We start from the raw sequence: 23015 nt of genomic DNA, 5'->3' as shown, positions 1-23015 counted from the left end.
CCTCGGGATCTGCTGGTTACAAAAAAGTGCCTCCTTACGCCACTCGGAGGCGGTCTCTATAGTAGACCTGCCTCAAGTAACAAGTCTCCCGCTCACGAAGTCTCGATGTCCCCATCTGTTCCCGGCCGCTTTGCTGTCACTGGCTCCGACATGCAGACGGATCGCGCCTGGCGCGGCTTCGCCGCCTGACGATTGAGCATGGCGATGGTCTGCAATCACTTGCTCCAACTGAGGCGTATCGGCAGGAATTCCTGCCTGTCAGTTGGCCTTTACGTACACAAATCCTGAAGATCAAGGGAGCACCATGATGCCCATCACGCCGAAGCTCTTCGTCACTGGCGCTACCGGCCAGCTTGGCGGGCTCGTCATCGACACGCTGCTCGAGATGGTGCCCGCCAGCACCATCGTCGCGGGTATGCGTGATCCGGCCAGGGATGAGGGGACCGCAAATGCGCTTCGCGAAAAAGGTGTAGAGGTTCGCGCCGCCGACTATTCCCGACCGGAAACGCTGGCAAGCGCGCTTGCGGGCGTGGATCGGCTTCTCCTTGTCTCCAGTAGCGAGAATGGCAAGCGCAAGGCACAGCACCGTAACGTCATCAACGCCGCGAAGGATGCCGGCGTCGGTCTGATCGCCTACACCAGCATCCTCCACGCGGACACGTCACCGCTGTTCCTCGCTGAAGAGCATCGCGACACGGAAGCGGCCTTGGCGGAAGCCGGCGTGCCGTTCGTGCTTCTGCGCAACGGCTGGTACACAGAGGTCTATACGTGGCGGCTGCCGCTCGCCTTGAAGCATGGCGTCCTCATGGGCGCGTCGGGAGATGGACGCATCTCCTCCACAGCGCGTGCCGACTATGCCAGGGCTGCGGCGACCGTACTGGCCGGCGGTGACCATGCTGGTCGCATCTATGAGCTGGCGGGCGATGCATCCTTCACGCTGGCCGAGCTCGTCGCTCTGGTGGCCGAAGCATCGGGCAAGCCGTTCGCCTACCAGAATATGACGCCTGAAGAGTTTCGATCGGCAGCGTTGCAAGCTGGCGCGCCGGAGATGGTCGCGAGGATCTTGTCCGACACCGATTCGGGTGTGGCCAAGGGAGCGCTGTTCGATGACGGCGGCGAGCTTGCCCGATTGATCGGGCGGCCGACCACTCCTTTCCAAACCACGATCACGGTTTTTGTGCGCAACCAGCAGGCCACCGGCGATGCTTCGAGCCACGCATAAGCCGGCCTTCGTGCAGCAGGTGGGTCGCGCCTGGCGCGGCTTCACCGCCTGAGGATTGGGCGGGGCGATGGTCCGGAATCACTTACACCAACTGAAGCGTATCGGCAGGAATTCCTGCCTGTCAGTTGGCTTTTACATACAAGGATCCTAAAGATCAGGAGAACGTTCATGTTTTTAGTCATGGGAATTACGGGACAAGTTGGCGGCGCCACGGCAAGACATCTGTTGGCGCAAGGCAAGGAGGTACGTGCGCTGGTCCGGAATCGCGGAAAGGCGGCGAAGTGGGCCGACGAAGGCGTGCAGCTGGTGGACGGCGACTGGAATGATTCGGCAGCCATCGAGATGGCGCTCAGGGATGTCGAAGGCGCGTTTGTCATGTTGCCAGCGGTATGGGCACCTTCACCTGATTACAGGGAAGCGAAAGCGGTGATTGCAAACTACGTCGATGCGCTTGCCCGGGCAGCACCGCCGCGGGTGGTGGCACTCTCGTCCATGGGCGCAAACAGAACCAGTGGAGTGGGGATGATCACGGCCCTGTCGCTTCTGGAGCAAGGATTTCGCGGCCTGACATTGCCGATTGCTTATGTGCGCGCTGGCGGGTTTTTCGAAAACTTCCTCTACGGCTTGCATGTGGCCCAGGGTGGCACGCTCCCTGTCTACTACAGCCCGACAGATCGGAAATCGACCATGGTCGCGACCGATGATATCGGCGCCGAAGTCGCAGCGCTTCTGACCGGGCCGGCATGGTCGGGGCATCGGTTCATCGAGCTCGGCTCGATGGTCAGCGCGGATGAAGTGGCTACGCAGTTGGGTGAAGTCCTGAAGGTCGACGTCCAAGCTTTTGCGATCCCGCGGGCCGGGTGGCCGGCGGCGTTCGAGCAGCTCGGCATTCCGAAGGGCCAGACGGGACCGGCCGAGGCGATGTTCGACGCTGTCAACTCAGGCTGGATGGCTCTCGGAGTCGAGGGTGCGGAGCACGTCCCTGGCAAGACATTCGCCCGCGATGTCTTCGCGGCGGCCCGGAAGGCCGCTACGGCGTAGGTCCGCGGATCAGCCACGGATGCGACTTTCGGGATCTACCTCGAAGGTCGCATCCCTTCGGCAGCAAACTCATCATCTGAGGTCGGACAAATGTCTAAAATTTCCTGGCGCCAGGTCTTGCCTCTAGCTCTTGCCGCTTTCTTCGTCGTGGGTTCACTCACCAACATCTTCGCCCCGGGATCCATCTACGAGGAATACCTGAAATGGGGGTACCCGCGCTGGTTCCACTTCGTGAGCGGATCGCTGGAGCTCACTGCAGCCATTCTGCTGTTCAGGGCGCCGAGTCGCCTGCTCGGCGCGGCGCTCGGCTGCACGGTCATGCTTGCCGCCCTCGCGACGGTCATCATCCACGGCGAACACGGGCACGCTGTGCCGCCACTCGTCGCGGCGACATTGTCACTTGTGGTCGGATGGACAAGCTTGCGCAAGCGGATGGCGTTACCAGCCATGGATCAACACCAGCGGCACGTTCAGTGATTGCCGTAATCGGTGTCCAACTCGACCGGAATCCGCAATACAGCTAGCGCGGCAGTTTGGCGGTGCCATCGATGCCCCGGCCATCCTTGTCAATCGCGAGGCGTTTTGGGTCCGCGACGTCGCGCACGCGACGTGCCTTGACGTCCGTGAGCAGACCTTTGAGCCAGTCGCGATCGAGGCGCCGCTGCTGATCGAGATGACGCAGCAGGTGTTCGCCGCCTGTTGATAGCACGGGACGAAGTTCCTTGCGGATCGGACCGAGCTTGGCGATCTGTTCGTCGAGGCGCGCAATCCGGTCACGGATGAGATCCTGGACGAGGGCGAGGTCGCTCAGGTGCAGGAACAGGAGCGCGCCATAGAGCGTCTGTGATACCGGACCGTCTTGCTCGAATTGTCGATGCAGCAGGTCCATAAACTCGGTCTTTCCCTTCGCGGTGATCTTGTAGACCGTGCGCATGCCGCCGCGGGCCACGCGCTGGTGGGACACGGTCGAAATCAGACCCTCTTTATCCATTTGCCGGATCGCGTAGTAGAGCGTCCCCACCTCCACGTCGGTGTAGCACTCCACCATCGCGTTCTCCAGGCGGCGTTTGATCTCGTAAGGATGGAAGTTCCCGCGATGCAGCACGCCGAGGATGAGGAGTTTTGCCTTCATGGTGAAATCATATTAGTCTAATTAAACTAATGCAACGGGAGAAGGCACATGTGGCGTGCGATCGCGGGGGGCATCGGCGGGCTGGTAGCCTGGGTTGTCGTGGTAACAGTCCTGAACTTTGGCTTGCGATGGTGGCTACCGGGCTATGCGCAGGCCGAGCCGGCGATGCTGTTCACGCTCGGCATGAAAATCGCGCGTCTTTCGATCGGTGCGCTCTCGAGCCTCGCCGCCGGTGCGCTGGTACGTACCATCACGCGATCAAGCGTGGCCCCATGGATCGTCGGATTGGTGATGCTTGCGCTGTTTGTGCCGGACCACATCCACATCTGGAACAAATTTCCGGTTTGGTACCACCTGACATTCCTTGTCACGCTTGCACCGCTGGTAGCGCTGGGCGCGCGGCTGGTGCCGGGTGCCAAAGTCAATCCGGGATAGAGGCGTGCCAACTTGTCGTTTGGTGCGGGGCCGACCAGCGACCTTCAGTCGGGAGGTCGGCTGGTTTGCGATACGCGGCAAGTCCAACGCCCTTGCTGGCAGTGAGCGTGACCGGAGCGCTGGATCAATCCGTGTACAGGCTCAACTTTCCGGAATGGTTGCAGTGGCGAATGGCGCGAGTACCGTCCAGCCAAGGCTTGCATAGAGGTTGCGGCCATCTTCCGTCGCGACCAGAAGCTGCGGGCTTGCGAGAGATTTCCTCGCAGTCCCAAGAGCGATCATCACCGCGATGCCCAATCCCTTCCGCCTGTGATCCGGCGCAGTTTCGATTCGATCATAGATGAAGACGTCTGCGGCTTCTGCCGCGCATCCGCTTGCAGCCAGATCGCCGTCCGGTGCGATGACGCGAGCCCGAGCGACAGGTCCGGCATGATCGAGCTCCATCCTGTATCCATGCGGCAAGGGCCTTGTATCGAGGATGGTCGCTGCCGACATCATGAAATAGTTTTCTGGCTGGACTTCCCAACGAGCGGGTAGTGCACTTCGCAGCTCTTCGTTGGAGCCGCACAGCTTCAGGAAATGTCGTGGAGCCGCAATGTCTTGTGCGACTGCGCGCAACCCATCGCATGGCCGTGGAAATACCCAGCGCTTCAGTTCCTTTTCCGAGTGGGTATCCACGCGGAAGCCTCCGCGATCGTGAACAGGGAGCGGGGATCCCCGTGCGATGGAATGCGCTGTTTGCCAGGCGAAAACGAGGGTTGGAACGATGTGGGAGCTGGTCATGGCTGATCGGATGTAGTGCTCGGATGGAGGGCACTCTCTGACGACCGAAAAGGTGTCAGGGACAATTTTGGATGGCTATCTGAGCAAGGAAATTGTGCCTGACACCATTGTTTGCTCGTCAGAGAATGCCTGGGATCAGCGCCTTGGAGTGCTTGCGATAGTCGCGGTAAGCGTCGCCGAACGTCTCGGTCATCCAGCGTTCCTCCAGGCGCAGTTTGTAAAAGAGGCCAGACAGCACGATCACGAACGCCAGCAGGCCGAGCCACTGATCCATGGCAATCGCGGTGCCGAGGAAGGCTGCCAGCAGGCCGGTATAGATGGGATGACGCACCCATCGGTATGGCCCGCTGCGCACCAGCGCATGTTCAGCCTTGACCTGCACCGAACCGCTCCAGTTCGTGCCGAGGCGGAAGCGCGCCCACACCGTAAATGCCAACCCTCCGAAGGTCAGCGCCAGACCGATCCAGTAGAAAGCCGCCTGATAAGGCAAAACTTCCCGCTGCAGGAGCGGCCAAGGCGTCCAGTCGGCCGCAAGCAATGCAGCCGCGATCGCCAGTGGCAGCATGTGCAAGACCCACGACGCCAGGTTCTCGCGGCGCGCGGTGCGTTTGTTGCGGAACGCTGCGGCCAGCCAGATCAACAGCCATACCGTCCAGCACCATGCGAAAGGATTCATGTCACGACTCCTGTGCCAAGCATGCAGCGTTGCGCCCGGATCGAGAGGTGGCTAGTGCCGATCGTCATTTCACCATACGTCCTTTTGTCAGCCGGTCTGAGGTTCGCCAGTAAACACCGCCAGTTGATCGGCGAAAGCACGCTTGAAGGCAGGTCGCGCTTCACCGCGGGAGACATAGGCGGAGAGGTTGGGGTATTCGTCCAGCATGCCCGAGGCTTTCAATCGGAGCAGCACGCCGACCATCATGAGGTCGCCCGCACTGAACGCACCGTCGAGCCAGTCGGTATCGCCAAGGCGCGCGGAAAGTTGCTTCAACCGGTCGCGGATGCGATCTGCAATCAGAGGCAGGCGCTCCTTGCTCCAGGGCCTGTCGCCCTCCAGGAATTTGGCAGTTACGAGTTCAAGGATCGGCGGCTCCACCGTGTTGACCGCGGCAAACATCCATGTGATCGCCCGTGCCCGGGCATTCGCATCATCCGGCAGCAAGCCCGCATGGCGCTCCGCGATATGCAGCACGATGGCTCCCGACTCGAACAGGGCGAGGTCGCCTTCTTCATAGGTAGGAATCTGCCCGAAGGGATGAAGCGCTCGATGCGCGGGTTCCTTCATCGCACTGAACGAAACAAGACGAACTTCATAAGGCTGGCACACTTCTTCGAGTGCCCAGCGAACGCGCATGTCGCGTGCGAGTCCTCTGCCGTGGTCGGGCGATCGTTCAAAGGCGGTGATGGTGGGGATCATGGGAAGGCTGTCATCCACGCCGGGCAGCTTCGATCGCGGCGATGTCGATTTTCGCCATGCCCATCATGGCGTCGAACGCGCGCTTGGCTGCTGCGGGATCCGAGTCGGTGATTGCTGCCATCAGGACGCGCGGGGTGATCTGCCAGGACAGGCCCCAGCGATCCTTGCACCAGCCGCAGGCGCTGGCCTGGCCGCCGTTGCCGATGATCGCGTCCCACAGGCGGTCGGTTTCGGCCTGATCGTCGGTGGACACCTGGAACGAGAACGCATCGGTGTGCGGAACCCCGGGACCACCGTTCAAACCCAGGCACGGGATGCCCATTACCGTGAATTCGACCGTCAGCACATCAGCCTGCTTGCCGGCGGGATAGTCACCCGGCGCACGATGGACGGCGCCCACGGCGCTATCCGGGAACGTCTTGGCGTAGAACGTCGCGGCATCTAGGGCAGTGCCGTCATACCAAAGGCAAATCGTGTTCTTGCTGACCATGTGGGTTCTCCTGGTTCGGGGCGGGGAGGTGTTCTTCACTCTCTTCGACGAACGACCGGTGTGCGGATCGACACGTGACTCAGCCCGCTTGTATCACCGGCGATCGACCCGTAGCCAGACGCAGCCCATGAATCAGCTCGATCAGCGCGCGCAATCGCGCGGGCACGAACCTGCGGCCCGGGTAGTAAAGCCGGAGGCCGGCGAACGGCTGGCACCAGGGAACGAGCACGGGCACCAGCGCACCGGATGTCAGTTCCTGCTCGATGAACCATTCCGAGATGAAACCGATGCCGAGCCCTTGCAGCACCGCTTGCTTGATGGCTGGCGTCTCGTTGAGAGCCATGCGCACAGGCAGATCCATCTGCAGTTTCTGGCCCTTGCGCTCCAGTTCCCAGTGATAGAGACCGCCGTGCGACATGCGCATGCCGATGCTCTGGTGCTTGAGCAGATCACGCGGATGCCTGGGCGTGCCGTTGCGCTCCAGGTAATCGGGCGTTGCCACGACGAGCATGCGGGTGTCGCGGGAGAGCGGTACGGCAATCATGTCCTGCGGTACGAATTCGGCCAGCCGGATGCCTGCATCGAAGCCCTCGGCAACGATGTCGATCGAGCGTGATTCGCTCACGATGTCGATGCGCATCTGGGGATAGCGCTGTGCGTACTGGCTGAACAGCGGCTCCAGCAGCAAGGTGGCCACTCCCTGCGGTGCGTTGATGCGCAAGGTACCGCTGGGGGCATCGGGCTCGGTGGCAGCTTCTTCGTTGGCGCGCTGGATCTCTGCAAGCGCCGGCGTGATGCGCTCCACGTAGCGCCGGCCCGCGTCGGTCAGGGCCACGCTGCGCGTCGAACGGTTGAACAGGCGCACCTGCAATCGCGCCTCCAGCCCGGCCACCGCGCTGCTCACGGCGGTGGTGGACATGTTCAGCTCCCGCGCCGCGCCGCGAAAGCTGCTGCAGCGTGTAACGGCAAGCACCACTTCGAGTTCGGTCATGCCTGTGCGGTGCATAACTATCCTGATTTTCGGTATTACTCATCCGCAATAAGACGGCTTATAAGCACAGTAATGTACTCCTAGACTGCGTCGCACAGTGGCCCATCACGGGCACAAAGAGGAAGCCGACATGCAACGCATCGAACACATCTACATCGACGGCGCATTCGTGACGCCGCACGGCCAGGAATGGTTTGACCTGCACAATCCGAGTACCGAGGAAGTCATTGGCCAGGTGCGCCTGGGCGACGAGCACGATGCGCGCCGCGCGATTGCCGCGGCCAAGGCCGCGTTGCCCGGGTGGTCGCGCACCACGCGCGAAGAACGCCTCGCCGCGCTCGCGCGCATGCACAAGGCCATCGCCGCGCGGGAAGACGATCTGATGCAGGCCATCGTGCTCGAATACGGCGCGCCGTCCCAGCGCTCGCGCTGGATGGCCACCTATCCCGCGGAGGTCATCGCCCAGGCCATGGCCGCGCTCGAATCCTTCGCGTTCGAAGAGCAGGCCGGCACGGCCCGCGTGATCATGACGCCGGTGGGTGTCGCGGGCCTGATCACGCCATGGAACAGCAATGCCGGCTTTATCTGCAACAAGCTCGCCACGGCGCTGGCCGCGGGCTGCACGGCCGTGATCAAGCCCAGCGAGATGAGTGCAATGCAGACCCGGATCGTGGCCGAAGCCCTGCACGAAGCCGGCCTGCCCAAGGGAGTGTTCAATATCGTCAACGGGCGCGGCGATGTGGTCGGCGAGGAGATCTCGCGCAACCCGGATATCGCCAAGATTTCATTCACCGGCTCATCCGCGGTGGGGCAGCATCTGGTAAGTGCGGGTGCGGCCACGATGAAGCGCGTGACGCTGGAGCTTGGCGGCAAGTCGCCCACCGTGGTGCTCGACGATGCGGACTTCGCCAGCATCCTGCCGCTGGTGCTGATGGCAGGCTTTGCCAACAGCGGCCAGGCCTGCATCGCGGGCACGCGCATCCTGGTGCCGCGCCAGCGGCTCGCGGAGTTCGAGCAGGCTGCGAAGGAAGCCGTCTCGCACATCAAGGCGGGCGATCCGCGCGAAGCCGATACCGACATCGGCCCGATGGTCAGCGCGAAGCAATGGGAGCGCGTGCAGGACTACATACGCATCGGCCTGGAAGAAGGCGCAACGCTGCTCGCCGGCGGCGAGGGTCGCCCCGATGGCTTGCATGCGGGCTGGTTCGTCAAGCCCACCATCTTCACCAGGGCCAACAACCAGATGCGCATCGCGCGCGAGGAAATCTTCGGGCCGGTGCTCACCATCATTCCCTATGAGGACGAAGCCGATGCCATCGCGATCGCCAACGACACGCACTACGGCTTGAGCGCCGTCGTGTTCGGCAAGGACCTGCAGCGCTGCGAGCGCGTGGCACGCCAGATCGATGCAGGGCGGGTGCTTATCAACACGCTCGCGCATGAGCCGCGCGCCCCCTTCGGTGGTTTCAAGTATTCCGGGTTGGGGCGCGAAATGGGTAAGTGGGGCATCGGCGCCTACCTGGAACCCAAGACGCTGTTGATGGAGGCGGGGCAGGTTCAATAGTTCACGCAGCTGATCCGGGCGTATTCCATCGTCCCGCCCGCGCTATGGCGGGCGGGCTTCGGTCAGTTCAGGCGGCCAGGCTGGTTGCTTGCCGGATGGCGGGCAGCAGACCTTCGGGGTCGGGGCGCCGGGTGTAGTCCGGATTCACTTCGGCGTAGACGATGGTGCCGTCCGGTGCGATGACATAACGGGCCGGCATCGGCAGTGTCCAGCTTGGGTCGCCGTTGAAGGCGGGCAGGTCGTTCTTCAGCGACTTGTAAAGGTCGACCAGATAATCCTGCAGCTCGAAGCGCAGACCGAACGCGGCCGCCACGTCGTTGTGCGCATCCGACAGGATCGGAAACGTCAGCGCATTGTTGCGCGCCGACTTGCGGCTGTTGGCGGCGACCTGCGGCGAGATGGCCACCAGGCTGGCACCCGCCGCGCGGAGGTTCGGCAGGGCTGCCTGCAGCGCCTGCAAATCCATGTTGCAGTACGGGCACCAGACGCCGCGATAGAACGTCAGCACGAGTGGTCCGTGGCGGAGCAGGTCGAGTGAAGATACCGGATGGCCGTCCGGGTCGTTGAGCGTGAAGGCAGGCGCGTGGTCACCGGCCTTCAAGGCCCGCTGGGCGGCACCGGACGCGATCAGTTCGGCGGTGGCGCGATGCATGGTCTCGATGACTGAAGGGGGTACGTTGTACGGCGGTTTGCCGGCTTCGAAATCGGCCTTGAAGGCATCGAGCTTGTCTTGGAGTGACATGAGTAAAGTCCTCGGTGATGGAAGGGAGCGGGAGAAAAGCAGGCCGGCCATGTCGCGGTCGGCTTGCCGGGTACGGTCAAGCGGTCTGGTTCATCGAGCGGGCTACCTCGGCTGCGCGGATGCGTTCGATGGTTCGCTGCAGTGCGGCCCGTTGGAGACATTCTGGATAGCCATGAAAAGGAATGGCAGATAGGATCTACGGATAATCCTTATTCCTGTTTGGAATGACATGGACCGCTTACAGGCAATGACCACCTTTGTGCGGGTGGTGGAGGCCGGCTCGTTCTCGGGCGCCGCGCGGGTGTTGAACATCGGGCAGCCCGCTGTGTCGAAAACCGTGGCGCAGCTGGAACAGCATCTGCAGGTAAGGCTGCTGTTGCGCTCGACCCACGGACTGACGCCGACGGAAGCGGGCGTGCGGTTCTTCGAACGCGCCCGCCTGGCGATACAGGAGGCCGACGAGGCCGAGCAGGCCGCGCGCGGTGCCGGCGCCGGGTTGTCGGGGCGTCTGCGCATTTCCGCCGCGCCCACGTTCGCGCGGCTGCATGTCATCCCGCGGTTGCCGCGGTTTCTGGACGCCCATCCCGGGCTGGATGTGGACGTGATCCTCGACGATCGCGCGATCGACCTGATTGCCGAAGGCATCGATGTCTCGCTGAGGATGGGGACGCTTGCCGATTCCAATGCGGTCGCGCGCAAACTGGCCTCTTCACGTCGTTCCGTGCTCGCTACCTCCGACTATCTGGCCCGCGCTGGAATTCCCCGGATGCCGGCCGATCTGGCAGCCCACGAAACCGTCGTGTACAGCCAGCTAAGCAACGTATGGAACTTCAGCCGCGACGGCGCCGAGGTATCGATTGCGGTGCGCGGACGCGCACGCTTCAGTGCCGCCGAGGGCATCCGCGCTGCCGTGCTGGCCCACATGGGGCTGACCATCGCCTCGGACTGGATGTTTGCTCCCGAACTGGCGGATGGACGCGTGTGTCGTCTGCTGGAAGGCTGGTCATTGCCGGATATCGATCTGTGGGCGGTCTTCCCCACCGGTCGCATGGCCAGTGCCAAGGCGCGCATGTTTGCCGACTTCGTCGAGACGGCTATGCGGGAGATGCCGGAGTAAGCATTCCACTTCAGCATCACGCTTACGCTGCTTTGGTTGAAGCCAGCGTCACCAACGCCATGCACTACCTCTGGGCAACATATCGCTGCAGTCCCTCGACCAAGGCGTCAAAGGTGGCGTGACAACGGGGACTGTTGCGCAGGTCTTCATGCATGGTGACCCAGGTCTCGAGTTGCATCGAAAACTTCCTGGTCAGCACGCGCGTCAGGGAGTCATCCCGCCTGGCGATCGGGACCTGGCAGAAGCCGATGCCGGCACCGCCGCGGATCAAGGCCAGCTGTGCGAGATTGTTGTCAGTGCGCAAAGAGAACATGTCGCGGCTGAAGCCATGCACCGATTTTTCGGCTTTGCGGACAAAGGCCGATGGCTGGTCATAGCCGATGACCGAATGGCTCGCCAGCTCGTCGACCGTTCGCGGCTCGCCATGGCGACGCAGGTAGTCCTTGTGTGCATGCAAGCCGAGTTCAATCTGTCCGATACGTCGCGCGACCAGCTGCCCCTGATCCGGGCGCATCATGCGCACGGCAATGTCCGCTTCGCGTCGCAGCAGGTCATGTATCCGATCGGTCAAGACGAGCTCGACCTTCAGCTCGGGATGCTGCTCACGCAGTCGCGCGATGACAGGCGGCAATACCTCCACGCCGATCACGTCACTGGCTGACACGCGGACCACACCGCGCACGCCTTCGCCGTGACTGCTGGCAGTGCGTTCCAGCGAGGCAGCGGTGCTTTCCATCGCCTCGGCATACGGGCGCAGTGCCAACGCGATCTCGGTGGGCATCAGGCCCACTTGCGAGCGCGTGAACAAGGCTACACCCAGGGCTTGTTCCAGTGCGGCGATGTGCCGTCCTGCCGTGGGCTGTGTGATGCCCAGTGCGCGTGCCGCGCCGGACAGCGAACCCTCCTTGAGCACGCCAAGGAAGGAACGATAGAACTCCCAGCCGATTGTCGTATTCATACATAAATGTATAGCAGATAGATCATGCTAGGTAATTCCATGGTAGTGGCTCACGGCCCAGAATTTCCCCACCAACCACGGTGAGGACAAGGTCATGGCTACCAACAACAACGTTCTGGTTCTGGGTGCCACCGGTGGCATCGGTGGCGAAGTCGCGCGGCAGCTGCGCGATGCAGGCTGGCAGGTACGGGCATTGAAGCGCGGCGTGGCCAAGTCGGGCGAGCGCAAGGACGGCATGACCTGGCTCTCCGGCGATGCGCTGAACCGGCAGGACGTGCTGGAGGCCGCGAAGGACTGCTCGGTCATCGTTCACGCGGTCAATCCGCCCGGCTATCGCCGATGGTCGGAGCTCGTGCTGCCGATGCTGGACAACACCATCGCCGCCGCCATCGCCCAGGGCGCGATGATCGTGTTTCCCGGCACGGTCTACAACTACGGCCCGGATGCCTTGCCGGTATTGGCCGAAAACTCGCCGCAACACCCGGTCACCCGCAAGGGCGCCATTCGGGTGGAGATGGAACAGCATTTGCTCGATGCGAGCCGCGATGGTGCACGCGTGCTGATCGTACGGGCCGGCGACTTCTTTGGCCCGAAAACCGGCAACAGCTGGTTCTCGCAAGGGCTGCTGAAGCCTGCGAAACCGGTCAAGACGGTGAGTTACCCAGGCGGGCGCGGCATCGGCCACGAATGGTCGTATCTGCCGGACGTCGCACGCACGATGGTCGAGCTGCTGGCACGCCGCGAGAAGCTGGACGCCTTTGCCAGTTTCCACATGGCTGGTCACTGGGATGCGGACGGAACACAGATGTGCGCGGCGATCCGGCGCGTGGTGGCCCGTCACGCAGGCAGCGAGCCGCGCGTCGTCGCTTTCCCCTGGTGGCTGCTGACGTTGGTCTCACCCTTTGTCACGACATTCCGGGAGATGCGCGAGATGCGCTATCTGTGGCGCACCCCTGTGCGGATGGACAACACGAAGTTGACTGCCGTGTTGGGGCACGAGCCGCATACGCCGTTGGATGAAGCAGTCGAAGCCACGCTGGTCGGCATGGGCAGTCTCCCGTACACCAGCTCTTTGCCGGTGGCTGCCTAACGGCAGTCCTTCGTCAGAAATCCAACGAAGGGATTCAGCATGAACGCTTCGTCGATGGGCAGTCTCCGCTTTGAGCTCGGCTCAGAAGTGCGCGCCGCAGTGGACCAGGCCATTCTGATTTTCATTTCCAGCGAAGGTGGCTTGCTGCAAACGGTATTCACTACTGCTGCTGGTGCAGGCGACCCTTCCACCCACATCGAGGCGATCGAGGACGTGGTCACCGTGTTCAAGGACGGTGTCGGTTACGACCCGGCCAAGCTGCTCGCGTCCGTGCGCGGGCGTTACGGTCAGTACTGATCCAGACGACTACGTGGGCCATGCGCCATGATCCCTTACCCGGTTCTTCGGTCAGTCTTCGGCTGGTGATTCCTGATGTGCCGCTACCTTGTCCAGAATGCGCCGAAGGGTCTTGATGTCGGCGGCGGACAAACTCCGCAGGGCAGGAGGTGTTGTCTCGACAACCCGATGCGTGGCGGTCATGACCCTGCGGCCTGCTGCCGTGATCGACACCAGCTTGGCGCGCCGGTTTTCAGGATGCGGATAGCGTTCGACGAGGCCGCGGCTTTCCAGGTCGTTGATGGCGACGGTTGCTGCCGGGGCATCGGTCGACATCGCGTCCGCGAGATCCTTCAGCGTCATCGGGCCGGCGCCGAGGCGCTTGAGTGCGCGTATGCGGCTGAACGGCAATCCGGTGGCGTCGGTGACCTTGCGGCGCCAGTCGCCGCGGCTGTCCATCACCCATGCGACCAGCGTTTGCCAGACGATGTCGGGGTCACCCTGTTTCGGTACTGCCTTGCTCACACCGCTGCTCCCGAGGGCGCCTCCTCCAGCAAATGCGCAGCGTGGCGCCGGCTGTTGTGGGCCCACGATGTGCTGGAAAGCCAGCCAAGAAAAACGACGACCGCACCGCCACCGACGACCAGCCACCAGAACGGATGCGTTGCTTGCGGGAAGTCGCGCAGGACTCCCCGGGCTCCGGCAATGGTACCGGCAATCGCCACGCCCAGGGACGCGCCGATCTGCCGGCTGGTGGACGCCACCGCGACAGCCAGCCCGGCCTGTGCCTTCGGCATGCCTGAAACGGCGGTGTTGGTGATGGGCGCATTCACCATGCCGAAGCCGATGCCGAAGATCACGTAGCTCAACAGCAGAAAACCCAGCGGGGTCGTCGCGGTCACCTGCGTAAGCATCAATGCGCTGACAAGGGTTGCCGCACCCGAGATCAGCAGTGAAGGCCGCGTGCCGTGCGTGCCGATCAGCCGTCCGGAGAAGGGCGAGCAAACGATGGTGGCGAGCGCCATCGGCAGCGTGCACAACCCGGTCTGAAAGGCCGAGTAGCCACGCACTTCCTGCAGGTAGATGGCGTTGAGGAACAGGAAGCCGGAGAAAGCGGAGAAGCTGCAGATGGCGATCACGGTGGCGCTGCTGAACGGGGCGCTGCGAAAGAATCGCAAGTCGATCAGCGGCTCCTTCCGCCGTGGCTCCCAGGCCAGCAAGCCCACGATGGCAAGCGCAGCCAGGGTGAACGCGCCCTCGATGATCGGCGTCTGCCAGCCGATGTGCGGCCCCTCGATGACGGCATAGGTCAGCGAGGCGAGCGCGAGAAAGACCAGCGTCTGCCCGACCGGGTCCACCCGTCGCGCTTGTGCGGCTTTCGACTCGGATATGTAAAGGGCTGCCAGCACCATGGCCGCCGCGCCGATCGGCAGATTGATCCAGAAGATCGAACGCCAGCCGATGCTTTGTGTGAGGGCACCGCCGATCAACGGCCCCAGCGCCATCGAGACGCCGGCCACGCCGCCCCATATGCCGATCGCGCGGGCGCGTGCCCTGGGCTCATGGAAGGTATTGACGATGATCGACATCGCCACCGGATTCAGCATGGTGGCTCCAAGAGCCTGCAGGACACGGGCGGCGATCAGGGCATGGATGTTGGGAGCCAGGCTGCACAGCAGCGATCCGAGCATGAAGACGGCCAGGCCGGTGTGGAACACGCGGCGGCGCCCGAAACGATCCGCCATCGAGCCGGCCAGCATCAGCAGGCTGGCCACCACCATCGTGTAGGCATCGATCACCCATTGCAGGCCGGAGATCGACGCGCCCAGATCGCGGTGAATCGAGGGCAGCGCAACGTTGACGATCGTGACATCCATCCCGACCATTAGCAGGCTGAGGCAGCAGATCGCAAGGATCAGGTTTGGGTTCGGCGTGGCGGGCACGGCGGGGCTCTGGGTTGTTTTCATGAAATGATTGTATGAGAACAATCATTGTAAGTAAACAACTATTAATGCGGCGCGACAGCCGGGCGGCAGAGGGCCAACGACCGACCGGACACGGGCCGCCTGCCTCGCCGCCCTGACGCGATGGACGCAGACATGCGCGTCGCGGTGAGCTGTGGGACGGCTGGATGGATTTATTGAAATGACTTAATAAATTATTGTTTTACGATAATTTCATGTTAGGCTTCCGCCGTCCAAGGGAGAACCTGAAGATGCCGTCCGAAGCCCAACTGTCACCAAGCCCACGACTGATCCGCGATGGCAAATGGTTCTCCTGGCTGGCAGCCCTGTGCCTGCTGGCCACCCTGGCGGTCGACCTGCTGGAAGTCGGCGCATTGGCCTTCCGGTCCGAGCGTGCCGGCCTCATGCATGGCGGCTTTGCCTTCAACGTGGATCTGTCGTGGTTGCACATGGCCGATACGGTGGAGGCGGCCTTCGTACCGATCGGCCATTTCACCGTGGCGCAGTCACTGCTGTGCACGGCGCTATTGGCATTGCGGCTGCTGCCCGGCCTGGTGATCCTGTGGAACCTGATGCGCCTGTTCGGCATGTATGGCCGCGGCGAGGTGTTCACGGCGCGCAACACGCACCATATCCGCATCATTGCGTGGGCATTGGTGGCCTATGCGGCCGTTCCACTCATCACACACGCCAGCTTGTTCGCCGCCGGTCTGAGCGCGGTGGCCGTCAAGCTGGAAGTGCGGCAGCTGGATGCCCTGGTGGCCGGACTGATCGTGCTGGCGCTGGCACGAGTCGTATCGTTCGGCTGCGCCATCGATGAAGACCGGCAGGGTTTCATCTGATGGCCATCGTCGTTCGACTCGACGTGATGCTGGCACGTCGGAAAATCCGCTCCACCGAACTGGCGCGCGCCATTGGCATCACCGAAGCCAATTTGTCGCTGCTGAAATCCGGCAAGGTGAAGGGCGTGCGCTTCGAAACGCTGGAAGCCATCTGCCGCCATCTGGATTGCCAGCCCGGCGATCTCCTCGAATACGTCCCCGATGGCGAAAGCCAGTCGTGAAACTCATTGATCCCTCTGCAGACTTTTACAGGAAGATCGTCATGCGTCGTCACTGGATAGCTGAGCTCACCTGCGCCTTGATCGTTGTGATGGCCCGCACGCCTGCTTCGATGGCCGCCGATGTCACCGCCGGGGCACAGGCGCCCCTGAGTCTTGCCAGGGACGGCCACGATACGGTGCCCGTCTACGTGAACGGGCACGGCTCGTATCCCTTCATCCTCGACAGCGGTGCGGACGGATCGGCGGTGTACCAATGGTTCGCCGATCAGATCCGGTTGCCGAAGGAGAAAGGCAAGGGCGAGGATCTATCCGGCCAGACCGGCTCGGCCAAGGTGGCCATGTATCGCGTCGACAGCCTGTCCCTGGCAGGCTTGCCCATCCACGACGTCAAGGCGTTTGGCCTTCCAAACCGGCATGACGCCGGACGTCAGGCTGGCGTGCTGGGCAACGACTTCATGGACAAGGCGGTGATCGCTTTTGATTTTCCTTGCCGCACCGTAGAGGTTTATCCCAAGCCGGTTGATCTTGGCGCGGTGGTGGGGCGAGACGCCGAGTCCGTCAAGGCCGGGATAGATCCTGGCACGACCTTGCTCACGCTGCCGGTCACCGTCAACGGGTTTGCCGGCGTGGCTGTGCTGGACACGGGATCGAGGCGCACGCGCCTGACGCCAAGCTTCGCCAGGGGCGCCGGTATCGACACGACAGCCCCGTCGTTCCACGACGACGAGCCTATCTATGGCACCAGCATGAACAAGCTCGTGCCACGCACCGGCCCGATTGGCGAGGTGCGTGTGGCTACGGCCGTATTCGCCGGCGCTAAGGGGCAGGTGGTCGATCTCCCTGTGCTGGCGCAGGATTTCGGCGGCAAGCCGGCCATGTTGCTCGGTGCCGATCTGATGGGCCGCTACCGGCTGGTGTATGACCACGAGGCCCGGACCGTCTGGTTTCAGCGGTCGCGTTGTCCGGTTCGGTAAGAAAAAACAGGTGTCAGAATCGATTTTTCCTGAAACAGTATCCTGATCCGAGTTTCACCTGCGGCTGTTTTGCGTTGCCGCTGAGTTGAGGCCTGGTGCGGCTGTTCCGTTGATACCGCAAAGGGAGAGGGGAATGTCCACGAGTAGCGTCCTGAAGCGCCTGGTGTTGTCGATGCCGTTCGCGCTGGCGCTGCCGGCTTTTGCCGCCGAGCCGTCCATGCTGCTGACGCATGCCACGGTGATCGACGGCACCGGTGCGCCGGAGCAGGCGAACATGACTGTCGCGATCGAGGGCGGCCGCATCGCAGCGGTTTATCCGGATGGCAGCCGTGCGGCGCCGAAGGGTGCGCAGGTGAAGGATCTGAGCGGACGCTACGTGATCCCGGGCCTGATCGATGCGCACGTGCATCTCACCGGCGCCGAGCCGGATTTCGCGCACTACCAGCCGCATCTGGCGGCGCTCTTGCGCGGCGGTGTCACCGCCGTGCGCGACATGGCGGGCGACGACCGGCTGCTCGGCTATCTCGCCGGCGAGGCGAATTCGGATGCGCTGGCGTCGCCAGACATTTTCTACGTGGCCTTGCTGGCCGGGCCGAGCTTTTTCGCCGAGGACGTACGCGCGCAGGAGGCTTCCGCGGGCGAACCGCTGGGGCATGCACCATGGATGCAGGCGATCGACCAGACCACCAATCTTCCGCTTGCCGTGGCCGAAGCCAAGGGTACCGGAGCGACTGCGCTCAAGCTTTACGCGAACCTGCCAACCGACCTGGTGGCGAAGATCACCGCCGAAGCGCATCGGCAGGGGCTGAAGGTGTGGACGCATGCGACGATCTTCCCGGCCAAGCCCAGCGATGCGGTGGACGCCGGCGTCGATACCATCTCGCATAGTCCGTACCTGGTCTGGGAGGCAGCGCCGAAGGTGCCGGACGACTACGGCGTGCGTGCGCTCGGCGATTTCACGCATGTTCCGCCGGATGCGCCGGCAATCCTCGCGCTGTTCAAGGCGATGAAGCAGCACGGCACCATACTCGACGCCACGCTGCTGGCCTTCGTGGAGGAAGCACAGCGCCATCCACATGACATGGGGGCCGGCATCGTGCCGTGGAGCTATGCGGTCACCCGGCTGGCGCACCAGTACGGTGTACGGGTGGATGTGGGCACCGATGGTTCGGGGCTGCCCGCCGATGCGCAGGGGCCCCGGTTGAACGCGTTGCCGGCAGTGCACGATGAAATGACCCTGCTGGTCGAGCACTGCGGCTTCACGCCGGTCGAGGCGATCCAGTCCGCCACCGAGGTCAGTGCGGCCGCCATGGGGCAATCGGCCCAGCGCGGCACGATCGCGCCCGGCAAGCGCGCCGACCTGGTGGTGCTGACGGCTGATCCGACGCGCGACATCCACAACACCCGCAAGATCGCGTTCGTAGTCAAGAACGGCCGGATCGACAAGCCCTGAAGCAAATCCGGGCCAGTTCGGGTGTCATCCCACTTTGGAACTTCATCGAGCCGGGGCATACTGAGAAGAACAGTTCGCAAGGGGTTGATCGTGTCTTCTGTCGTTCCGCAGCCTGTTGTCGGCAAGCTTACGAGCGCTGCCATTTTTCTCGTGGTGACGTTGCATCCCGAACCTCACCATGAAGAGCCGGTACGAGCGCTTTGTGGCGACATGTCGTCGCTTTTGCGCGCTGTAGGTTTCCACGAACCGGATGGTCGCCTGTCCTGCATCATGGGCTTCGGGTCCGACGCGTGGGACCGGCTTTTCGGGCAGCCGAGGCCCGGCGCCTTGCACCCGTTCCGCGAGATCAAGGGGCAGCACCACGCCGTCGCCACGCCGGGAGATATCCTGTTCCACATCCGTGCCATGCGCATGGACCTGTGCTTCGAGCTGGCGACGCAGATCCTGTCCCGCCTCGGCGACGCGGTTTCGATGGCAGACGAAGTGCATGGCTTCAAGTACTTCGACGAGCGCGATCTGCTCGGCTTTGTCGACGGCACCGAGAATCCCGTGGACCAGGACGCCATCGACGCGGCGGTCATCGGCGACGAAGACCCCACCTTCGCTGGTGGAAGCTACGTCATCGTGCAGAAGTACCTGCACGACCTGAAGGCGTGGAACGCGGTGCCCGTCGAGCAACAGGAAAACATCATCGGCAGGGCGAAACTCTCGGATATCGAGCAGGCCGATGCGGCGAAGGCTCCCTACGCACACAACGTCCTGACCAATATCGAGAAGGATGGCGAGCAGCTGCAGATCGTGCGCGACAACATGCCGTTCGGCGATGCCAGCAAGGGCGAGTTCGGCACCTACTTCATCGGTTATGCGCGATCCCCGGACCGGATCGAGCAGATGCTCGTCAACATGTTCGTCGGCAATCCGCCGGGGAACTACGATCGGCTGCTGGATTTCAGCAGGGCCGTCACCGGTGCGCTGTTCTTTGTCCCGTCCGCGACGTTTCTGGACACTGTTCAATAACGTTCGGAGCACGTCGCAAAGGTACCAGGGCAATCCCGAACACGATCCACGGCAGTAGCCATGCGTGTGGCAATGGGCATCTGCCAGGATTAGGATTGCAACGGCATTTGCCGCCACGTGTCACCGCGGTGACTGTTTCGTCCATGGTCAGGAGGCCTGATGAAACTCGCACACACCTTATGGATGGGTAGCGTGACCCTGGCGAGTCTCGTCGCCTCGGCGCAAACCACGCTGCCTGCGGTGAAGGTCACCGCGCCTGCATACTCGTCGCAACACGGCGGCTACCTGATCTCGGGGGACTTCAAGGTCGACCCGCGCATGCCTTCGGTGGTGTTCCCGGCACAGGCGCTGGTGAAGGACGACATCCTCAGCATCGAGCCGATCCATCTGCAGGACGACGAATATCTGGTGCTGCAGGAATGCGCATCGGCTGACTGCCACCAGGCTTCGCTGGTCCGCATCTGGAAGTCGGACGATATCGGAGGGGACAATACCCGGCGCAATCGGGTCTGGATCACCCACGAGAACAAGTACTTCATCTGGCTCAAGCGCCTGCCCGAAGTGTCCGGCGTGAGCTGCGGCCAGGGCTGGTTCAAGTTCGACGCCACGACCACCAAATGCGGCGGCCACTTCACCAGCTTCCAGCAGATCACCCCGCCCCTGATGCTGATTCCGAACGGCGATCTGGCTGCGTTCCACCAGGACGCCGTACAGAAGGCCATTCAGGCCGATCCGGTGCAAGTGGCACGACAGGCGCACGAAGGTTCCACCTACGTGGTGACCTACGAAGGCGGCAGCACGGTGCGCATCCGCCGCATGCATGCGGCAAACGAGAGCCGGGAAACAGAAAAGTCGGACGCAGTCGAGTCGAAATGACCACCTTCGTCACCCGGATCGTCAACCCGAAACCTCAGCCTCCACCAGCTTGCCGAGCAGCACCAGCGATTGCTGCCAGCCGAGGTAGCACTGCTCGACCGGGATGACATCGGGCACGCCTTCCTGCAGCACGTGCAGCTCGGTGCCGCAGGACACCGCCTTCAGGGTGATGGTTACCGGCATTTCGCCGGGCAGGTTGGGGTCGTCGAACCGGTCGATGTAGCGGATGCGCTCGTGTGGCGTGAGCTCCACGTACGTGCCGCCGAAGCTGTGGCACTCGCCGGTCGAGAAATGGGTGAAGGACATCTTGTAGCTGCCGCCGACCCTGGCATCGAGGTGATGCACCTTGCCGGTGAAGCCGTTGGGCGGCAGCCATTTGACCTTGGCGTCGGCATCGAGGAAAGCGCGGTAGATGCGTTCGGGTGGTGCGCGCAAGACACGATGCAGGCGGGTGACATTCGACATGACGGTTTCCGTGGATGGAGGAGAAGCCCTCACTCAATCTGACGATCGAGCGGAACGGGAATCGACAACGGCACGGTCAGGGATGTGGCACTGGTTGCTCAGGAATTTTCCAGCGCCACCGAATCGTTCAAGCGACTCAGCTGGCCGAGTTCGTCGCCGCTGCAACAGGGGCATGGTTTGCTGCAACCTTCGATACGGTTGGTTGCGACGTCAGCATGGCGCCCAGGGTGGACACGCAGATCAACAGGCAGATGGCGAACAGGCTCTGCAGCATCAGGGTCTCGAATTTCATGGCGGCTCTCCGTGAGTGTGGAAATGAAGCTTTCGAGATATCTATGGCAAGGCTCGTGCCAACGTCATTGATTTCCAGAAAGCCCCATTTCAAGCCATTTCGAGCGTCGCATGCCGCAGAGGTTGACTGTCCGCGGACGATGTCGATGTTGTCCGGACATGGTGCGGACAACATGATACGGCCTGTTCAGATCGCCGTGCCTTCCGGCATCAGTCGTCGTAGTCGAGTTTCGGATACCAGTCGGTGCCGCGCCCCTCGGGCGTCACGTCGAGAATCGTCCAGAGCGGCATCAGATCGGGTGCGCCGCGCGGGTCCTGGCCCGGATCGGCGCTCTCCATGCCCATTTCGCCGGCCCAGAAATGGCGGATGACTCCATCGCGACGGGTAAACACGTTGAAGGCTGCGTCGTCGCCGCCGTTCTTGTCGATGCCGTGGTAATCGCGGCTGAAGCTGCCGTCGATGTCCGAGTACAGCCTGAGGTGGCGCCAGCCACGCTCCTTCTTGAACGCGACGAGGCGATCGATCGGCGAGCGCGCGACCACGGCCAGTGCGACTCGCTGTCCGACATCACGCGCTTCGCCGTCCCATGCACTCAACAGCGAGGTGCACATCGGGCACGGCCGCTCGCGTTGCGGGCCGAACATGTAGCTGTAGACGACCAGCGTCTGCTTGTCGCCGAACAAGCCAGCGAAATCGACCGGGCCGTGTTCGCCCTGGAAATGGTAACGACTGGTGACTTCCCCACCGGGCGGCAGCGCGCGACGCTGCTCGGCGACGCGCTCGATGTGCCGGCGAAGCTCGATCTCCTCGGCGAGCAGGGCATTGCGCGCGTGGCGATAGTCGTCGCTTTCGTTGGGAAAACGCATGCTGCTGCGCTTGACCAGTTCGATGGCGGGAACCAGCTGGGTGGCGTGGGTCATGATCAGTCTCCGTCTGGGAAAGGGTGCATCAATCGCGATCGGGTGCGCCGAGCGGGAACAGCGGACGGTACGGGCGTGCTTCGTCGACGGCGCGAGCGAAGGATGGCCGGGCCAGCAATCTCTGCCGGTAGGCAATGACGTTCGCAAACGACGCGTCGATGCGATGCGTCCAGTCGGCATAGAACAGGAACGGCGCGGCACCGCAGTCGGCGAGGCTGAAACGATCGCCGGCAGCCCATTCGCGGTCGGCCATCGCCTTGTCGAGCCAGCTGTAGGCGGTGTCGAGCATCGCGCGAGCCTCGGCTACACCGTGGGCATCGCGCTTGGCTTCCGGTCGCAGGCTGTCGGCGACGATTTTCTGCTGCGGTGTGGAGATGTAGTTGTCGAAGAAGCGATCCATCATCCTTGTTTCGAGCGCAGCCCGGTTGTCCGCGGGGATCAGCTGCATCGATCCGGGATAGTGCAGGCCCAGGTACTCGATGATGATGCTGGCTTCGGGCACGGTGTGCGTGCCGTCCACCAGCAGCGGAAAACGTTTCAGCGGCCAGCATTGCGCGAACTGTGCATACGCTTCGGGGTTGTCCGGCGTGAGCGAGCACCACTCGAATGGCGTGTCGTTCTCGTACAGCGCGACCAGCACTTTCTGCGAATACGAGGAAAACGGGTGGGCGTAGAGCCTGAGAGTCATGGCGGGTCACCTTGCGTGTACGGGCTTGCCCAGGCGGGCGGAGCC

At 62.9% G+C, this 23015-nt stretch carries 28 protein-coding genes; 14 read left to right on the top strand and 14 right to left on the bottom strand.

What is annotated here, in order from left to right:
- The first annotated feature begins 304 nt into the window (after positions 1-304).
- From B0E50_RS06920 to B0E50_RS06910, 3 genes are all read left to right on the top strand, one after another.
- Entirely contained in the window at positions 305-1222 is a 918-nt protein-coding gene (locus B0E50_RS06920; RefSeq protein ID WP_077440452.1) for an SDR family oxidoreductase, read from the top strand.
- A gap of 168 nt (positions 1223-1390) precedes the next feature.
- Positions 1391-2263 (top strand): NmrA family NAD(P)-binding protein, encoded by an 873-nt coding sequence (locus B0E50_RS06915; protein ID WP_077440451.1) that lies wholly within the window; start codon positions 1391-1393, stop codon positions 2261-2263.
- A 90-nt stretch (positions 2264-2353) separates the two neighbouring features.
- Complete coding sequence (locus B0E50_RS06910; protein ID WP_077440450.1) at positions 2354-2740, top strand: DoxX family protein; 387 nt, start codon at positions 2354-2356, stop codon at positions 2738-2740.
- A gap of 43 nt (positions 2741-2783) precedes the next feature.
- Here B0E50_RS06910 and B0E50_RS06905 read toward each other — a convergent pair whose 3' ends face one another.
- Positions 2784-3395, bottom strand: coding sequence for a PadR family transcriptional regulator (locus tag B0E50_RS06905; protein WP_077440449.1), 612 nt, complete (start codon positions 3393-3395; stop codon positions 2784-2786).
- A gap of 48 nt (positions 3396-3443) precedes the next feature.
- On the opposite strand from B0E50_RS06905, the gene B0E50_RS06900 reads away from it, so the two are divergent.
- The gene (locus B0E50_RS06900) at positions 3444-3830 is read left to right on the top strand and encodes a hypothetical protein (protein ID WP_217343245.1); all 387 of its coding nucleotides are present in this window, start codon (positions 3444-3446) and stop codon (positions 3828-3830) included.
- A gap of 141 nt (positions 3831-3971) precedes the next feature.
- On the opposite strand, the gene B0E50_RS17925 is transcribed toward B0E50_RS06900, so the two are convergent.
- From B0E50_RS17925 to B0E50_RS06875, 5 genes are all read right to left on the bottom strand, one after another.
- A complete protein-coding gene (locus B0E50_RS17925) occupies positions 3972-4508 on the bottom strand; it encodes a GNAT family N-acetyltransferase (protein ID WP_139350780.1) in 537 nt (178 codons plus the stop codon).
- A gap of 223 nt (positions 4509-4731) precedes the next feature.
- Positions 4732-5253: an isoprenylcysteine carboxylmethyltransferase family protein gene (locus tag B0E50_RS06890; protein ID WP_168170830.1), complete on the bottom strand. Its 522-nt coding sequence runs from the start codon at positions 5251-5253 to the stop codon at positions 4732-4734.
- 123 nt (positions 5254-5376) lie between these two features.
- On the bottom strand, positions 5377-6030 hold the full coding sequence (locus tag B0E50_RS06885; protein ID WP_077440446.1) for a glutathione S-transferase family protein: 654 nt from the start codon (positions 6028-6030) through the stop codon (positions 5377-5379).
- 10 nt (positions 6031-6040) lie between these two features.
- Positions 6041-6520, bottom strand: coding sequence for a VOC family protein (locus B0E50_RS06880; protein WP_077440445.1), 480 nt, complete (start codon positions 6518-6520; stop codon positions 6041-6043).
- Positions 6521-6599: 79 nt separating this feature from the next.
- Entirely contained in the window at positions 6600-7511 is a 912-nt protein-coding gene (locus B0E50_RS06875) for a LysR family transcriptional regulator (RefSeq protein WP_077440580.1), read from the bottom strand.
- Positions 7512-7641: 130 nt separating this feature from the next.
- Between B0E50_RS06875 and B0E50_RS06870 the strand changes: the two genes are divergently transcribed.
- On the top strand, positions 7642-9075 hold the full coding sequence (locus tag B0E50_RS06870) for an aldehyde dehydrogenase family protein (RefSeq protein ID WP_077440444.1): 1434 nt from the start codon (positions 7642-7644) through the stop codon (positions 9073-9075).
- 67 nt (positions 9076-9142) lie between these two features.
- Here B0E50_RS06870 and B0E50_RS06865 read toward each other — a convergent pair whose 3' ends face one another.
- Positions 9143-9817, bottom strand: coding sequence for a peroxiredoxin-like family protein (locus B0E50_RS06865; protein WP_077440443.1), 675 nt, complete (start codon positions 9815-9817; stop codon positions 9143-9145).
- Between the two features lie 229 nt (positions 9818-10046).
- Here B0E50_RS06865 and B0E50_RS06860 point away from each other — a divergent pair, with 229 nt between their 5' ends.
- Positions 10047-10934 (top strand): LysR family transcriptional regulator, encoded by an 888-nt coding sequence (locus B0E50_RS06860; RefSeq protein ID WP_077440442.1) that lies wholly within the window; start codon positions 10047-10049, stop codon positions 10932-10934.
- Between the two features lie 64 nt (positions 10935-10998).
- Here the strand turns inward: B0E50_RS06860 and B0E50_RS06855 are convergent, their stop codons facing one another.
- Positions 10999-11892, bottom strand: coding sequence for a LysR family transcriptional regulator (locus tag B0E50_RS06855; RefSeq protein ID WP_077440441.1), 894 nt, complete (start codon positions 11890-11892; stop codon positions 10999-11001).
- A 94-nt stretch (positions 11893-11986) separates the two neighbouring features.
- Between B0E50_RS06855 and B0E50_RS06850 the strand changes: the two genes are divergently transcribed.
- Together B0E50_RS06850 and B0E50_RS06845 are read left to right on the top strand one after the other, a co-directional pair.
- Positions 11987-12982: an SDR family oxidoreductase gene (locus B0E50_RS06850; protein ID WP_077440440.1), complete on the top strand. Its 996-nt coding sequence runs from the start codon at positions 11987-11989 to the stop codon at positions 12980-12982.
- Positions 12983-13021: 39 nt separating this feature from the next.
- Positions 13022-13279, top strand: coding sequence for a hypothetical protein (locus tag B0E50_RS06845; RefSeq protein ID WP_139350778.1), 258 nt, complete (start codon positions 13022-13024; stop codon positions 13277-13279).
- Positions 13280-13330: 51 nt separating this feature from the next.
- Here B0E50_RS06845 and B0E50_RS06840 read toward each other — a convergent pair whose 3' ends face one another.
- Both B0E50_RS06840 and B0E50_RS06835 read right to left on the bottom strand, forming a co-directional pair.
- The gene (locus tag B0E50_RS06840) at positions 13331-13717 is read right to left on the bottom strand and encodes a MarR family transcriptional regulator (RefSeq protein ID WP_077440579.1); all 387 of its coding nucleotides are present in this window, start codon (positions 13715-13717) and stop codon (positions 13331-13333) included.
- A 62-nt stretch (positions 13718-13779) separates the two neighbouring features.
- The gene (locus tag B0E50_RS06835; RefSeq protein ID WP_077440578.1) at positions 13780-15225 is read right to left on the bottom strand and encodes an MFS transporter; all 1446 of its coding nucleotides are present in this window, start codon (positions 15223-15225) and stop codon (positions 13780-13782) included.
- A gap of 248 nt (positions 15226-15473) precedes the next feature.
- Between B0E50_RS06835 and B0E50_RS06830 the strand changes: the two genes are divergently transcribed.
- The 6 genes from B0E50_RS06830 (at position 15474) to B0E50_RS06805 (ending at position 20605) form a co-directional block, all read left to right on the top strand.
- A complete protein-coding gene (locus tag B0E50_RS06830) occupies positions 15474-16064 on the top strand; it encodes a DUF2975 domain-containing protein (protein WP_168170829.1) in 591 nt (196 codons plus the stop codon).
- A complete protein-coding gene (locus tag B0E50_RS06825) occupies positions 16064-16285 on the top strand; it encodes a helix-turn-helix transcriptional regulator (RefSeq protein WP_077440437.1) in 222 nt (73 codons plus the stop codon). Before B0E50_RS06830 ends, B0E50_RS06825 begins: the two co-directional genes overlap by 1 nt.
- Complete coding sequence (locus B0E50_RS06820) at positions 16282-17259, top strand: retroviral-like aspartic protease family protein (protein ID WP_139350777.1); 978 nt, start codon at positions 16282-16284, stop codon at positions 17257-17259. Before B0E50_RS06825 ends, B0E50_RS06820 begins: the two co-directional genes overlap by 4 nt.
- 133 nt (positions 17260-17392) lie before the next feature.
- The gene (locus tag B0E50_RS06815) at positions 17393-18712 is read left to right on the top strand and encodes an amidohydrolase family protein (RefSeq protein ID WP_077440435.1); all 1320 of its coding nucleotides are present in this window, start codon (positions 17393-17395) and stop codon (positions 18710-18712) included.
- Between the two features lie 90 nt (positions 18713-18802).
- Positions 18803-19729 carry a Dyp-type peroxidase gene (locus B0E50_RS06810; RefSeq protein WP_077440577.1) on the top strand — a complete coding sequence of 309 codons (927 nt, stop codon included), beginning with the start codon at positions 18803-18805 and terminating at the stop codon, positions 19727-19729.
- Between the two features lie 159 nt (positions 19730-19888).
- Positions 19889-20605: a hypothetical protein gene (locus B0E50_RS06805; RefSeq protein WP_139350776.1), complete on the top strand. Its 717-nt coding sequence runs from the start codon at positions 19889-19891 to the stop codon at positions 20603-20605.
- A gap of 21 nt (positions 20606-20626) precedes the next feature.
- On the opposite strand, the gene B0E50_RS06800 is transcribed toward B0E50_RS06805, so the two are convergent.
- The 4 genes from B0E50_RS06800 to B0E50_RS06790 form a co-directional block, all read right to left on the bottom strand.
- The gene (locus tag B0E50_RS06800; RefSeq protein WP_077440433.1) at positions 20627-21070 is read right to left on the bottom strand and encodes an SRPBCC family protein; all 444 of its coding nucleotides are present in this window, start codon (positions 21068-21070) and stop codon (positions 20627-20629) included.
- Positions 21071-21206: 136 nt separating this feature from the next.
- On the bottom strand, positions 21207-21362 hold the full coding sequence (locus tag B0E50_RS18160) for a hypothetical protein (RefSeq protein ID WP_168170828.1): 156 nt from the start codon (positions 21360-21362) through the stop codon (positions 21207-21209).
- 209 nt (positions 21363-21571) lie between these two features.
- A complete protein-coding gene (locus B0E50_RS06795; protein ID WP_077440432.1) occupies positions 21572-22282 on the bottom strand; it encodes a DUF899 family protein in 711 nt (236 codons plus the stop codon).
- 28 nt (positions 22283-22310) lie between these two features.
- The gene (locus B0E50_RS06790) at positions 22311-22970 is read right to left on the bottom strand and encodes a glutathione S-transferase family protein (RefSeq protein WP_077440431.1); all 660 of its coding nucleotides are present in this window, start codon (positions 22968-22970) and stop codon (positions 22311-22313) included.
- Positions 22971-23015: the final 45 nt, after the last annotated feature.

Source organism: Rhodanobacter sp. C01 (assembly GCF_002001045.1).
Lineage (GTDB): Bacteria > Pseudomonadota > Gammaproteobacteria > Xanthomonadales > Rhodanobacteraceae > Rhodanobacter.
Note: the sequence above shows the minus strand (reverse complement) of the source record. Positions and strands in the feature narration are given on the sequence as shown.